At 41.3% G+C, this 13,344-nt stretch carries 13 protein-coding genes, 1 tRNA gene and 2 pseudogenes; 2 read left to right on the forward strand and 14 right to left on the reverse strand.

Annotation, left to right across the window (positions count from 1 at the left end):
- A pseudogene (locus IQ242_RS05435) lies at positions 1–175 on the reverse strand (DUF456 domain-containing protein); the annotation flags it as partial.
- Positions 176–177: 2 nt separating this feature from the next.
- A complete protein-coding gene (locus IQ242_RS05440; RefSeq protein ID WP_193959284.1) occupies positions 178–1,647 on the reverse strand; it encodes a TldD/PmbA family protein in 1,470 nt (489 codons plus the stop codon).
- Between the two features lie 184 nt (positions 1,648–1,831).
- On the opposite strand from IQ242_RS05440, the gene IQ242_RS05445 reads away from it, so the two are divergent.
- Positions 1,832–2,296, forward strand: a complete 465-nt coding sequence (locus IQ242_RS05445) for a hypothetical protein (RefSeq protein ID WP_193959285.1) — start codon at positions 1,832–1,834, stop codon at positions 2,294–2,296.
- A 542-nt stretch (positions 2,297–2,838) separates the two neighbouring features.
- Here the strand turns inward: IQ242_RS05445 and IQ242_RS05450 are convergent.
- From IQ242_RS05450 to IQ242_RS05460, 3 genes and pseudogenes are all read right to left on the reverse strand, one after another.
- Complete coding sequence (locus IQ242_RS05450; RefSeq protein ID WP_193959286.1) at positions 2,839–4,134, reverse strand: DNA cytosine methyltransferase; 1,296 nt, start codon at positions 4,132–4,134, stop codon at positions 2,839–2,841.
- A gap of 43 nt (positions 4,135–4,177) precedes the next feature.
- Positions 4,178–4,615: pseudogene (locus IQ242_RS05455) on the reverse strand (PIN domain-containing protein).
- A gap of 2 nt (positions 4,616–4,617) precedes the next feature.
- The gene (locus tag IQ242_RS05460) at positions 4,618–4,839 is read right to left on the reverse strand and encodes a hypothetical protein (protein ID WP_193959287.1); all 222 of its coding nucleotides are present in this window, start codon (positions 4,837–4,839) and stop codon (positions 4,618–4,620) included.
- Between the two features lie 465 nt (positions 4,840–5,304).
- Between IQ242_RS05460 and IQ242_RS05465 the strand changes: the two genes are divergently transcribed.
- On the forward strand, positions 5,305–5,889 hold the full coding sequence (locus IQ242_RS05465; protein ID WP_008202288.1) for a hypothetical protein: 585 nt from the start codon (positions 5,305–5,307) through the stop codon (positions 5,887–5,889).
- A gap of 529 nt (positions 5,890–6,418) precedes the next feature.
- Here IQ242_RS05465 and IQ242_RS05470 read toward each other — a convergent pair.
- From IQ242_RS05470 to IQ242_RS05510, 9 genes are all read right to left on the reverse strand, one after another.
- Positions 6,419–6,503 (reverse strand) — tRNA-Leu (locus IQ242_RS05470).
- Entirely contained in the window at positions 6,482–7,369 is an 888-nt protein-coding gene (locus IQ242_RS05475) for a M48 family metallopeptidase (protein ID WP_002766727.1), read from the reverse strand. Before IQ242_RS05475 ends, IQ242_RS05470 begins: the two co-directional genes overlap by 22 nt.
- Complete coding sequence (locus IQ242_RS05480; RefSeq protein WP_193959288.1) at positions 7,362–7,781, reverse strand: M48 family metallopeptidase; 420 nt, start codon at positions 7,779–7,781, stop codon at positions 7,362–7,364. The genes IQ242_RS05475 and IQ242_RS05480 overlap by 8 nt, the downstream gene beginning before the upstream one ends.
- A gap of 119 nt (positions 7,782–7,900) precedes the next feature.
- Positions 7,901–8,638 carry a sulfite exporter TauE/SafE family protein gene (locus tag IQ242_RS05485; protein WP_190722687.1) on the reverse strand — a complete coding sequence of 246 codons (738 nt, stop codon included), beginning with the start codon at positions 8,636–8,638 and terminating at the stop codon, positions 7,901–7,903.
- Positions 8,639–8,669: 31 nt separating this feature from the next.
- Complete coding sequence (locus tag IQ242_RS05490) at positions 8,670–9,437, reverse strand: peptidase (protein WP_193959289.1); 768 nt, start codon at positions 9,435–9,437, stop codon at positions 8,670–8,672.
- Between the two features lie 135 nt (positions 9,438–9,572).
- Positions 9,573–10,349, reverse strand: coding sequence for a 3-oxoacyl-[acyl-carrier-protein] reductase (gene fabG / locus IQ242_RS05495; RefSeq protein WP_228020838.1), 777 nt, complete (start codon positions 10,347–10,349; stop codon positions 9,573–9,575).
- A gap of 141 nt (positions 10,350–10,490) precedes the next feature.
- A complete protein-coding gene (locus IQ242_RS05500; RefSeq protein WP_193959291.1) occupies positions 10,491–11,390 on the reverse strand; it encodes a lysophospholipid acyltransferase family protein in 900 nt (299 codons plus the stop codon).
- Positions 11,391–11,495: 105 nt separating this feature from the next.
- Positions 11,496–11,981 carry a DUF29 domain-containing protein gene (locus IQ242_RS05505; protein ID WP_193959292.1) on the reverse strand — a complete coding sequence of 162 codons (486 nt, stop codon included), beginning with the start codon at positions 11,979–11,981 and terminating at the stop codon, positions 11,496–11,498.
- Between the two features lie 475 nt (positions 11,982–12,456).
- The gene (locus tag IQ242_RS05510) at positions 12,457–13,104 is read right to left on the reverse strand and encodes an SH3 domain-containing protein (protein WP_228020837.1); all 648 of its coding nucleotides are present in this window, start codon (positions 13,102–13,104) and stop codon (positions 12,457–12,459) included.
- Positions 13,105–13,344 lie beyond the last annotated feature (240 nt).

A 13,344-nucleotide genomic window follows, 5' to 3' on the forward strand; every position in this document is an offset into this window, starting at 1 on the left:
GGATAACAAAGGCCACGGCTAAAGCGACCCCCATCCCCGCAAATTTGGTCACAAAACCCCACACCAGCATGGCGATTAAAATCAAACTCATGCCGGGGACAGCGGGCAGCAGTTCGCCAATTATCCCCACTATCATGATGGCAATGAGGAAATAGTAGAGAATTACTAAAGTCATGATTAACGACCGCCAACGGTAATAGAATCGACTTTTAAATGGGGTTGACCAACGGTGACATAAACGCTACCACTGACGGAACCGCAAAAACCGGCCGCTAGACCTAAATCTTGGGAACACATAGAGATTTTATTCATAATCTCCTTGGCTGAACCGATTAAAGTCGCGCCTTTCAGGGGTTTAGTCAGGTTGCCATTTTCGATAAGATAGGCCTCCTCGACAGCGAAATTAAATTCCCCCGTGGCCCCCACACTACCACCGCCCATTTTTTTGCAATAAATGCCTTTATCGATGGAATTAAAGAGATTATCGAGGGTATATTCCCCGGGGGCGATGTAGGTATTCCGCATCCGACTAGCGGCCGCATAGGTGTAGTTTTGACGGCGACCGCTACCTGTGCGCGGATGACCGGTTTTAATTGAACCGGTGCGATCGGCAATGAAGTTTTTTAGGATACCATTTTCAATGAGGAGAGTACGCTGGGCCGGCATTCCCTCATCGTCCATATCGATAGTACCGAAAGCTTTATCGGATAATCCTTCGTCCCAAGCTGTCAGGTTTTCGTGGGCGATTTTTTCGCCTTTTTTATCGAGAAAGGGCGTGGTTTTTTGTTCGATTTGCGTAGTTTCTAGCAAATGGCCACAAGCTTCGTGGAAGATAACGCCGCCAAATTCATTGGCCATGACGATGGGATAACTGCCGGATTCTACATAGTCAGCGTAAAGCATTTTACCCGCCGATTCGGCCACTTCTGCCGCCGATTCCTCGGCATTCCACGTCCGCAGAAAATCGGGATTACTGGTACTACCCACCCGTTTACCAATGCTAGAACGATTGGTCCCATCGGCACAGAGGAGATTATAGCCCACCGACTGGGTGAGGCGAATATCCCGGGCAAAAGTGCCGTCACTAGCGGCAACTAAAATTTCTTGCCAATCGCGAAAATAAGCGGCGCGACGAGATTGGACGTGAGAGGCTTTCTGATTGAGTTGAACGTTAGCAGTTAGGAGAATATCACCCATTTCTCCCAAAGAACTGCAATTATTCAGCCAAATATCTTTATTTTTGACCGTGGCATAATCCCGGAACATTTCCAGATTGATTTCGGGAATATACGCGTTAGGACTGGGTAGGTTTAAACCGAGAATCGATAAACCTTTTTCTAGGGCATTTTTTAAGCCTTGGAAGCTTAAATCGTTGGTACTGACATAACAATCGGCTTTCCCGCGAAAAAGGCGGATTCCTGCCCCTGTAGATAGTTTCGGTGAGAGACTGGTGATGCTGTCATCTTCGGCTAAACAACTGATATAGTTGACTCTTTCGAGGAAAAATTCGATAAAAGTCGCCCCGGCAGCCCGTCCCAGTCCCAGAAGAGTGGACAAAGGGGCCGCCCAAGAGCTATCAAAGCGCTCCAGACTAGGATTATATTTCAGGGTGGGGAGTTCTTTGGAGATGAGTAGGGTGGGTGACATAAAGCTCGTTTATCAGTTAATCTGCTGGTTTCTAGTCTAACAGCTATCAGTTTTTTCCGTCTGGGGATGCGTTAGCGCGGCCCAACCCGGCTAAATTTTTCTCCTTCATATCTCTTAATAAAAACCTTGATTCGATCGCTGATCACCCGCAAGATTAAATAAAGAGCGACTCAGGATTAAAATAATGGCCACAGCGACACAATTCTTAAACATTTCTGACTTGACAAAAGATGATTATTGTGTATTCGGTTTAGCGATTTGTTTTCTCAAACAGGAGGGAGAATTAGAAAAAGTGGCGGTGTTAGAACCGATTCCCTCGGCAGCCCTAGAGGCAATTGTCAAAGGAATTCCCACTTCCTACGAATTTGCCCGCGCCATGGCTTTAGGAGAGGTATTTCAGGACGATAATCCTCAAATACCCAGTAATTTCCCCGATAATGCCCAATTATGCGAGAATTTTGTCGAAAGGGCGATTGCGGCCACTCGCACCTATAAAAATCAACCCCACCTGCAAGGGTTCATCCCCTTGGGCAGCCAAAAAGACGATTTAAACTTTTCCCTAGAGAAAAAACGCATCTTGAATGCTGTTCATGTGGTGCGGACGGAGGATAACGTCAAACAACATTCTCACACCCATAAGGTTTTGTAATCAAGGTTAGTTCGGGTTAGGGAAATTTGACAGTTTTCCCTAGCCCGAACTCAGATGAACCAGTTATCTTAAGGGTGAGGTGTAAAGTTGGGATTTTGAGGAGTCGATGCCCAATTAAGTAGGGAGGCACAATTATTTGTAGGATGGGTTAGCGGTAGCGTAACATGAGCGGGCGTTGGGTTTCATACTTCAACCCAACCTACGTTCATCTAAAAAGATTATGATTTTTTTCTCAATTTAGGATTAGTAAACCATGGCAAGTATAGAAACATCATTAGCAGAAATTATTAAGGTTGCATCTCACATTTGCAGAAATAGCGACAATCAGCAATTATTGGTGAATCTTAAATTGGTACAAGTATATTAACAACTGCGTGTAAGCATCTCACCGAAAAGCAAATGCGCTCCGGGGTTTGGGGGGTTCTACCCCCCAAAAGCTTGGATTGAGTCATAAAATCGAAAGTAACGCCCAATTTTCAAAGAGAGGTTCCCTTTAAAAACCCCAACTTAGTAGATTTATAAAAATGAGATGCACCCAATTATTAAGGCAATCCTACACATAAATTTTGGCTGACTGAATAAATATCTTCAAACAAATAATCCCATTGATTTTCTAAATGTTTAGCAATATGGTAGGCAAGCAAAGGTGGGACAGCATTACCAATTAATTTGTAACCATCCGTAGCCGAAAGTGAATATTTTCCATCTCCCTTATTTTGTTGACGCACAAATTCAAAATCATCGGGAAAAGTCTGTATTCTCGCACATTCCCGCACAGTTAAACGTCTCATTTTTAACCCTGCTTCTAACTCATTAATTATCTTTCCCCCTAATTCTAAAGATAATCTCCTAAATTCAATATTGCCGTGATGTTCCGAGCGAATAGTCGGACCTAAACCCTGTAAATTAACCTCGATTTGTCCCTGAGTTTTGCCATAATGTTTAGCTTTTGAATAGCTTTTTTGTGAGAGGTCAAATAACTCATCTTCCGGTTCTGCTAAACCTGATAATATTTGGCCCACTGTACTGTAAGTTTTAAGAAGATATATTGAATCAAACAGATTTAATTGATGCTTAATAACTTCATGGGTTGGATGCGGAAAAATATCATGATTTTCTAGATGTCCTATCGCTGTCGCTTTTAAATAGGTTTTATTTAAACCGATAAAGATAATTCTTTCCCTAGTTTGGGGAATTCCGTAATCGGGAGCAAAGAGAAGTTTGGGGATAACTATATATCCATCTTTACCAATGGCACTAAAATCATCTTCAATTATATCTTTAACATTAGCCAAAGAGATTAAACCTTTGACATTTTCAGCAATAAAAACTTTAGGTAAGGTTAATTCAATAACTCTTTTCATCCAATAATAGAGTTTCCCGCGATTGTCCTGAAAACTATCTTCACTCTCGTCTAGCAGTTTACCCCTGTGACTTTTGTGAGAATTAAACCCCTTTCTTTTTCCTGAAACACTAAAATCTTGACAGGGAAAACCTCCCGTTACTACATCGATATTACTGGGAAACTGAAACTCTCCTTTTTCTGCTTGTTTGACTAAATCTACAATACTCCCCAAGTGAAATACATTTGTTTTACCCCTTTTTTCAAAGTAGGGAATCCAAGCATTATGAGCAGCTTTAGTTATATCATTAGCAAAGACAGTTTCAAAAGTAGTGCGCGGTAGTTTTAGCCATGGTTCCCGTCTTTCTACTATCCAATCTCGATGAATATTTTCATTCACACAGTCTTGGTGTACCCAAAAACCTCCCTCTAATCCTAAGTCCATTCCCCCGCAGCCAGAAAATAGGGATAAAACTCGCTTTTGTTGCCTATTCATCACTATTGATTAAATGAGTAATTTAATAATATCACACTGATAATCAACTCGATCGAAAGGGATTAATTAAAGTTAGTTGATTGGATATTATTAATCCATCCTGCATATCTTCAGAGTAAAGAATACTAGCATCGGTTGCTAAGGCACTAGCTACAATTAAACTATCCCAAAAAGAAAAACTGTATTGAGTGCGGAGTTCAGAGGCTCTTAAAATAATATTGCGATCAAGTTGAATAACAACACATCCATCGTAAAATTCTTGAATAATTTGTCTAATTTTAATTTCACTTATTTTAGCTTTTTTGGATAAAACAGAGCAAACTTAATTAATAATTTGCGTACTGATTAAGATATTTTCCCTGCTAGTTAAAGCGTTCGCTAGATTGCGTTTTCGCATTTCTTCAGCATCGTTACACTCTGGGTCTATTAAAAGACGGTATAGCCAGATATTAGAATCACAAAAACAAAGAGAATTGGTCATAATTATAGCTGATGAATTTCTTCCCGATTTAATTGACGAATACCTTTAACAGCAACGGGATTTTGAGTTAATTGGGCAATGATTCCAGTGGTTGATATTTTTTTATTTTGTTTGATCACAATAACTTGAACTTCGCTGTCTTCCCTAAAGTCCTGTTGGTATTCTTCGGGAATTTCGATGATACCTTGTTTGATTTTGGCTTTAAATTCCACTGCATTTAACATATTGTTGCTCTCGATCGACTGTCTATAGGATTAATTATAACAAACCTTAGTTAATCCCAACAGTTCCTTCGGATCAAAGGTCCGCAGATTGGCATTGAAACTATTCTTTATTACTGGGTGAGCGCATCTCAAACGCTATTGATAATTGGTCGATTTTGTGATAGACCTGCCTATAGGAATGTCAAGTGATAATAGGCAATCAGAATAGTGACAAACTCGACCTATTTGGTCGATTGTTACTTAACAATTGAGACGGCAAATTCTACTCAAATATGCCTGAATCGTGGGCAAGCAACTCACACAAAGTTAATTTTATCAAGGATTGTTAAGATGCGCTTACCCTGTACCCCGAATGGGGTATTCTATGAAGATAGATCAGACAGTGGTGCAATTCAGACTTGAATTAGCGCAACTCTTACACGAGAGTGAGATAATAGAAATATATCCCCCAGAATAATCCTGTAGATGGCATTACCTCGTTATCAAGTCACCCTTCAAGATCAATCCGGTTCTATTGGACAAGCTGAATTAACAGAAGCAACTCAAGATGATATGCCCTCATTAAAACGAGGAGAGTGCGAATTCTATTGGGAGTCTTTCTGGGAAAAAGCCGATTTTCAGTATCAGGCAATAGTTAAACTGACACTTAATGGAAAGTGTTTAGGTTTAGTTCATTTTTCGGCATTTAACGACTCTGTCGAAGATATTGAAGAACTTAAAAATAAGTCTCCAGAGTATATATTCATCGATTATCTAGAGAGAATTGATAAACAGACATCTTACAAGCCAGTGGGATTATGGTTAATCTGGTATGTAGTCAATATGGCATTGTCGCTATGTACTGGGGATTGTCATGAAACTTTGATTTTGCTGCACTCTCTCTCAGAGGCGATCCCCTATTATGAAAAGCAGGTTATGATGGAGGGGATCAATTGGGTAACACTAGCACCAGGAGAGGAAGGCTATGCTTTCAGGTTTACTAAACAAGGGGCAAAACAGTTTTGCGACAGAATCCAACAGCGATACAGCCCAGCAAAATTCTTTGAATGAAAAATATTTATCTGAAGATGCAAGTGACGTTATAAAAGCTGGATCTAAATCTTACATGAATTATCGAGAACGGGCTGAATGGTTGAAAAAGTTAGGTTCTTCGGTTTTTGTTATGCAATCGACGGGGTTATAAGGAATGAAACCCTTATAGAGAGAGACATTGCCGCAATTTTTGTCAATTGTTTGCGTCTGGAGCGAACTAATCAATTAAATCCCTTACCAGATAAGGATTTAGTCGATTTATGCCTCCCTATCGAACCATACCAAGTCCCGAAGAGCCAAAAGTTAAAACAGCCGAAACAGGAAAACTAGGGTTAACTGTGATCTTTCAATATAAAATTCCCCTTTTTCAGGGGAATTTTATTTATCTTGTCTGATGGGATTATTTAGGGCTTCCAGTAATATTCAGCAAACCCTATATACTGGTCATCATTCATGCCATCGCTAAAAGCGAGGGAAGAATGCTGACACTAAGTTAAAATTGCGGTAACGCACCATAAATTCTTATGCTTGGTTTTTGTCATTTTGATGGGCGGAGTCGGACTCGAACCGACATGAGGGGCTGCCTCGCCACATTTTGAGTGTGGTGCGTCTACCAATTTCGCCATTCGCCCTTGGCATTAGCTTTATCATTATAACCCATTTTTGGCCCCTTTAACAAATTGTGATAATCGGGGGAACTGGCCCAACGATCGATTTCTCGCGCGCGCAGGACGGGGAGGGGATGGGTTAACTGTTGGGTTTGCAAACCCTTTAACATTTCGCCCATTTCCGAGGCGCTGACGGCATCGTAGGACTTGGCCTGATCGATAAAAGCCTCTAAATTTAATAAAGGTGCGAGACTGGGGGAACCTCCGGCTAACTTCATTAACACCGACATGACGATCTTGGGGTCTTGAACTGCCAATAAAGCCGCTCGATCGCAACTAAACTCGGCGCAGCGCACCCAGGCTAACATTCTCTCCTGTAGGGATCGTGCTAACATAGTCCCCCAATTGGGCAGTAATCCCGCCGCTAGGACCATAATATTGGCTAAAGTCAGATAAACGCCGTGTTCACATTTGAGATGACCTAATTCGTGGGCGATTACCGCTTGAATTTCTGCGGGAGTCAGCATTTCAATTAGGGAAGTGTGCATCACCATAAACGGTTTTTTGCCGCGCATGGCGAAGGTATAGGCGTTAGGAACGGGGTTTTGTTGAATGTATAATTGAGGTGGTTCTAAGTCGAGAATTCGGCAAGCTTCTAGGAGGAGATTATGCAGGTCGGGTAATTGTTTTTCCCCCACCAAAACACTAGCAGCAATATTATTTAAGTAAAAGAATTCCTCAGCAACAGAACCTAACAAACTTCTCACGGCTATATCTAACCCGGGCAATTGTTTAAGGGAATTAGTGGCCTCTAGGTCGATAGGATGCCGAAAATCATTGGCTTTTAAGCCGAGTAATAACTGTTTTGATAATTCCATATTTTTATTCATTTAACCAAGCTTTGACGCGTTCTAAACTTTTCCAATCGGGTTTTCTAGCCAAACCATCGGCGATATTTTCATCCACTTCTTGGCGAACCTCTTTGTTTAAACTAACTAATTGTTGCACCAGTTCGATATGTTCCCTAACTCCGGCGGTTTTGGTTTCTAACATAGCCAAAACCAAATTGATCCGGTTTTGGGGGGAAACTTTATCGAGTTTAACGGCTTTTTGGGCTGCTTTTAGGGCTAATTCCGGTTTATCGGTGAGCAAATAAAGACAGGCTAAACAGGACCAAACGGCGGCATTTTTCGGACTGCGATCGCTTAATTGTTTAAATTCCGGCAATAAACTGGCGGCGCTTTCTCCCTGTTGGTAGCGTTCTAAACCTTGTTCGAGGGTAAAATTGGCGGTTTCTGTCATTTTCAGCTGCGGGGTTAATCAAGGAGCAAATTTAACGGTTATCGGTGTATTACACATTGTTAGTACAATTTACCTTTATCTAGTATTCTAGCAAAATTTGTCCCCTTGTCAGCAAAATTTTAAAAGACGATGCCGCGTTCTCGCCAGATCATCAATAGGCCACTCATCGAAACGAATAACATCACTGCTTGTTTAAATTGCTGGGGACTCATTCTTTCTAAAACTTTTTGTCCTAACCAATTGCCCGGCCAGGCCGCTAATCCTAATAATAAACCGTAACCGAGAAAGGGCAGATGTAAAACTCCAAAGGCTGCGTAGGCGATTAATTTGGCCACATGAACTACTACCATGTGAACGGATTTTGTTGCCACCATTGGTTCTTTAACTAGCCCATAGTTGATATAAAACAGGTTCATCATCGGGCCGGTACTACCGACTAATCCTGACAGGAAAGCGTAGATAAATCCCGAGGGCATAAAATACCAAGTTTTAATCTCAAAAAAAGGATTTTCTTCTTGGGGAAATAATTGTTTAAGCGAGGAGAAAACCAGAAAAATTCCCAAAACTAGCGGCAACCATTTGAATTGTAAATGGGCAAAGACAAAAGCACCGAGGGTAGATCCCATAATTGCCCCGGGTAAATACCACACCGTCGAGGGCCAGTCAATGGCGCGCCAATACATTCCCATGCGTTGGACGTTACCGAGTAGCATCCCCGTGGTTAAAACTGGAGGAATGACGGCAGCATCGAGAAACCAACCTAAAACGGGGAGTAGAATCAGGGGGCTGCCCCCACCAGCAAGGCTACTAAAAAACCAAGCTAGACTACCTGCCAACATCAAGGTAACAATGATCATCGAGTTGTAAAGTTAAGTTAAAAAGAGCTACTTAATCTATTATGATATCCTCTTTGGGGTCTTCATCGGTATAATGCCATTCCACATTGGGCATAGCCTCGAAAGCTTGCCGGACGTAATCCTCCCAGAGTTTCCGCATTTTGGCTAGGTAGGGGTCTCCTAGGCGCAATTGTAACTTATGACGTAGGCTTAGGCTATTCGCTTCATACATACTCAAATAGATAGGCGGTCCGACGGAAATATTCGATTTCATGGTCGAATCGATGGAAAGTAAGGCACATTTAGCCATTTCCTCTAGGGGTGTATCATAGGTAATAGTGCGATCAAGAATCGGTTTACCGTATTTAGTTTCACCTATCTGTAAAAAGGGCGTTTCTTTGGTGGCTTGAATATGATTTCCTTGGGGATAAATCAGGAATAATTGCGGTTCTTCTCCTTTAATTTGTCCCCCAAGAATAAAGTTACATTGAAAATCAATATTATCTTGTTCTAGCCAAGTTCTTTCCCTAGCTTGTACTTGACGACTTTTATCACCGATATAGTGGGCCATATCGTAGAGATGAGTCAGAGAATGGAGATTTTTATCCTCTTGATTGTGCAGATCTCTTTTTAGTTCGTGAATCACTCCTTGGCTAATCGATAAATTGCCCGATGTACAGACCATAATTACTCTTTCTCCCGATACCGAAAAGTCAAATAATTTCCGATAGGCCGAGATATAATCGACTCCCGCATTCGTGCGAGAATCTGCCCCCATAACAATGCCAAAACGATTGATAATTCCTAAACAGTAAGTCATTTTCAGTAAACAGTAAACAGTAAACAGTAAACAGTAATTAGTGAAGATTGATCGGTGAATAATATCATTTAAAACTTAAAACTTATCACTTTAATCTGATAACTAATCACTGATCACTGATCACTGATAACTGAATTAAGCCATAACCATACCACCATCGACGTTAAGGACTTGACCAGTGATATAAATAGCGGCGGGATCGGCGGCTAAAAAACGCACCATTCCGGCGACTTCTTCCGGTTTTCCGTAACGGGAGAGGGGGATATATTTGAGAATTTCATCTGCTTTGAGGTCATGAGTCATATCGGTTTCAATAAAGCCGGGGGCCACGGCATTAACAGTGATGCCTCGACTGGCAAATTCCTTGGCTAAAGTTTTCGTTAAACCGATAACACCAGCTTTAGCGGCGCTGTAATTAGATTGACCCGGATTACCCATCAAACCGGATACAGAAGTGATGTTAATTATGCGGCCGCTTTTCTGTTTTAACATCAATTTACCGACGGCCCGAGTGCAGAGAAAAACCCCAGTTAAATTGAGATCGATGACCGCTTGCCAGTCTTCTAATTTCATTCTTAACATCAGGGTATCCCGGGTAATACCGGCATTATTAACTAAGACATCAATATGACCGAATTTTTCCTTGGTACTGTCCACTAAATTATCCACTTCTTCGCTTTTAGCCACATCTGCTTGTAGTGCTATTGCCTTTCCCCCGGCTGCGGTAATTTCTTCAACAACGGCATCGGCAGCACTGCTAGATTTAGCATAGTTCACCACTACAGTAGCACCCTGGCTGGCTAATTCTAAGGCGATCGCTTTACCGATCCCTCGCGAGGCCCCGGTTACTATGGCTACTTTGTCTTGTAAATGTTGGCATTCTGCGGGTAATAGTTTCATAATTTTCTGCATTCCCCAAATAATCGTCAAATCTCAAGAGAAAACTCTGTACTGATAACTTTGCTCAAAACACTTCATTATCTCACAAGCGGGTTAATCTGACCGCAGAAATCCTCAATGGGGATCGCTCTGTCCCCACTTTCCTGTATAGTATCAGGGAGAATTGGCCGCCACTAATTGATCGAGTTGCTGCTGCATCAAATAACAGACTTTCTCATAACATTCCCGTACATAACGGCGGTCCCGGGCCGCTTTTTTGCCGTAACGTTCAAAAATAATTGGGGGACAAACCCGGGTATGTATCGGTACGGGTAAGGGAATATTCGGCAAGGGACCGATAGCTAGTCCCCAGGGTAAACCGAAATAGATGGGACAGGTCCCAGGGTCAATACCGAAAGGCCAAGGCATACCCTTTTTATGCAATTCTTTTAATTGAGGATAAATATCTTCGAGGACAAACAGAGTCGAGTGAGCGCCGTGGGAAATGGCGGGAATAATCGGCACTTCGTACTGTAAAGCTAGTTTAACAAAAGCTTGATTACCAGCAAAATGAATTTTATTTCTTAAACTGTGGGGACGGAAAACATCCGTAGCACCTCCGGGATAAATTAGGACACTAGCGCCACTATCCAAAGCGGCGATCGCCATTTTCGGATGGGCATGAACGGCCCCCATTTGGGCTGCTAGACTAGCTTGGGATGGAAAAAATCGCCAGACTCGCGAATCCATCAAACCATAGACTAAGCGATCGCTGCCAAAGCGTTGAAACCAATCATACATCATCATAAACATATCGGGAGCCGCTAAACCGCCGTTATGGGAGCCGATGAATAATACTTGTCCTGAGGGGGGAATATTTTCCCAACCATCGGTTTTAACGCGAAAATAATGGTGATAAAACCAATCCAGAAGGGGGACAAATTTTTCGATCACTTGCGGATCGCGATCCTCTAATGACCAACCGGTGAGGGTATCAACAGGGGCCTTAGCCGCTTGTAGGGATAATTCGGCAAAAGTGGCCGTAGATGAGACAAAAGAACTAAAAATCTGCATTGATGCCCAGTTGATAATTTAAGCGCATCTTATTATCGCAAATTTCGGTTAAAAAACCCATCGTTTGAGAACGGCTTTCCTTGATGATTTTATCATTTTTACTGTCTAATCTTCACAGTTGAACCAATTTTTATCTAATAATTGCTCTAAACTGTAAGGACATTCTGAGGGAAAATCGCTAGAAAACCCAGTTTTTTGTTGAACATAATCTAAAGCATCCTGATAGATTATCGGTAATTCATCGGCTAAATAATTCTGTAAATTTGTCGTTAAAGATTTTCTTAATTGTGTGCGAAAACTGATAATTTCCGCTCGCCAATGATTCCTATTTATTTCTGCTTCTGTTGTCCAATAGTGTAAAAGTAATAAATGCTTGATCACTTGTTCAAGTAAGCTACTGACTCGGTTTTTATCTCTTTTACTCAAGCTTTCTAATTCCTCAATTAAATGGATTATATCTAATTCATCTAAGCGATTTTCCTTGAGGAGTTTTATCGTTTTCTCTAACCAAAGATGTTGATCAATTTCGTAAAGTAGGGTCAGGGTTTCTCCTCCCTCTACTTGCCAGGGATTCTGATTTAAAGTTTTCATTTCGTTGTGGGCGGTTCTTAATAGGAGATAAGTACCCTCATATATATATTAGGCGACTTTCTCCTAATTTTGATATTGACACGGGAAAAATTACCGTCCCTCCTTACAGTAACTAACTGCCATGATCCCTAAATAAATGTAAAAAAGATTAATTTTCGCCAAAATAGTTGACTTTACACTCCTCCTGTGCTGCGGTGCGCTTCAAAGTAGGTTGGGTTGAAGCATGAAACCCAACGCTAGAAACGACTCTAAGACCGATAGTATCTCAGCTAGGGAAAGTATGTTTCCATTCAATTAATTTCTAAGCGCGAGTAGAGAGATTTTTTGGCGTGGTTGAAGGAATAGAGGACGGTTTACGCAATCCCCTCGCCTTCGGTTTCCCCCTTTGAAAGGGGAGGTAGGGGGGATACCTAAGAAGTTATTTTTCAATTCTTGATTAGGAGCTATAAACCCAATTTTTCCGTAGGTTAAGTTTTTAGTTTTTACATAAAGAAACATTTTCATTGATGCCGGTTTTCCCCGTTAATATCCAGCCTTCTTGTGGTGATTTTATGGCCACCCAGTTCAGATTATCATTGGTGGTAAAGATCATTAAAGGAAATGATTCTCCTTGAACAATTTGTCCACTTTTAACGATGCCTAAATGACGGGAATTAGTGGTAGAGTCTTCATAAATTATTAAGCCATTTTTCACGGAACTATTAACGCGCAAGCAAGGAACAGTTCCTAAAGAGGTGTTATAGGCAGTAACAGTATTAGTGCCTTTGAATTGACCATTTATCCAACAGCCATATTGTATTTTTCCCGAACCTATTTGATTGATGTCATTATCTAATCTCCACCAGTAGGTTTCTTGTTGTTTCATCTCTGCATTGGGGGTGTCAACTTCGCCAAAACATAATTGCTGTAATTCTAGTCCTGCTCCTAAGTCCATATTGGAGAAACCGAAATCTATATTTGCATCGGTTAATTTATCCCAACGTTTCCATAGTGTCCAGCCTGTTTGGGGTTGATTATTGGAACCATTCGGATCACCTATTTCTGCTTGTGTTTTTATAGAGAAAAGGTTGATCAAGCTATAAATTGTTAAACTGAGTAAGCTGGTTTTTAAAATGTTTGACATTCTCATCTTGAATTATTTTTTAGAGGAGTAATAGAAAGTAATGATCAAGCAGTATTTTGAGAATAAACCCTTAGGAAGGGGAAAGAACAGAGCAAAAACGGCTCTCCCAGCTTTGGTGGGTCAAATGTATTCTAAGATACATTTCTCCTAGCGAGGGGGTGGAACGAACCACAAAGACACAAAGGACACAAAGATTGATCGATCCTATGTAAGTTAAACTTATCACACAGAACCTAGAAG

Origin of the sequence: Microcystis sp. LEGE 08355 (assembly GCF_015207185.1) — a bacterium.
Lineage (GTDB): Bacteria > Cyanobacteriota > Cyanobacteriia > Cyanobacteriales > Microcystaceae > Microcystis > Microcystis panniformis.

Coding starts and splice junctions, on each gene's coding strand:
- IQ242_RS05465 (WP_008202288.1), top strand. CDS start 5,305: ATGGCATTACCTCGTTATCAAGTCACCCTTCAAGATCAATCCGGTTCT.
- IQ242_RS05445 (WP_193959285.1), top strand. CDS start 1,832: ATGGCCACAGCGACACAATTCTTAAACATTTCTGACTTGACAAAAGAT.
- IQ242_RS05460 (WP_193959287.1), bottom strand. CDS start 4,839: ATGTTAAATGCAGTGGAATTTAAAGCCAAAATCAAACAAGGTATCATC.
- IQ242_RS05475 (WP_002766727.1), bottom strand. CDS start 7,369: ATGAATAAAAATATGGAATTATCAAAACAGTTATTACTCGGCTTAAAA.
- IQ242_RS05450 (WP_193959286.1), bottom strand. CDS start 4,134: ATGAATAGGCAACAAAAGCGAGTTTTATCCCTATTTTCTGGCTGCGGG.
- IQ242_RS05480 (WP_193959288.1), bottom strand. CDS start 7,781: ATGACAGAAACCGCCAATTTTACCCTCGAACAAGGTTTAGAACGCTAC.
- IQ242_RS05500 (WP_193959291.1), bottom strand. CDS start 11,390: ATGCAGATTTTTAGTTCTTTTGTCTCATCTACGGCCACTTTTGCCGAA.
- fabG (WP_228020838.1), bottom strand. CDS start 10,349: ATGCAGAAAATTATGAAACTATTACCCGCAGAATGCCAACATTTACAA.
- IQ242_RS05505 (WP_193959292.1), bottom strand. CDS start 11,981: ATGAAAACTTTAAATCAGAATCCCTGGCAAGTAGAGGGAGGAGAAACC.
- IQ242_RS05485 (WP_190722687.1), bottom strand. CDS start 8,638: ATGATCATTGTTACCTTGATGTTGGCAGGTAGTCTAGCTTGGTTTTTT.
- IQ242_RS05440 (WP_193959284.1), bottom strand. CDS start 1,647: ATGTCACCCACCCTACTCATCTCCAAAGAACTCCCCACCCTGAAATAT.
- IQ242_RS05490 (WP_193959289.1), bottom strand. CDS start 9,437: ATGACTTACTGTTTAGGAATTATCAATCGTTTTGGCATTGTTATGGGG.
- IQ242_RS05510 (WP_228020837.1), bottom strand. CDS start 13,104: ATGTCAAACATTTTAAAAACCAGCTTACTCAGTTTAACAATTTATAGC.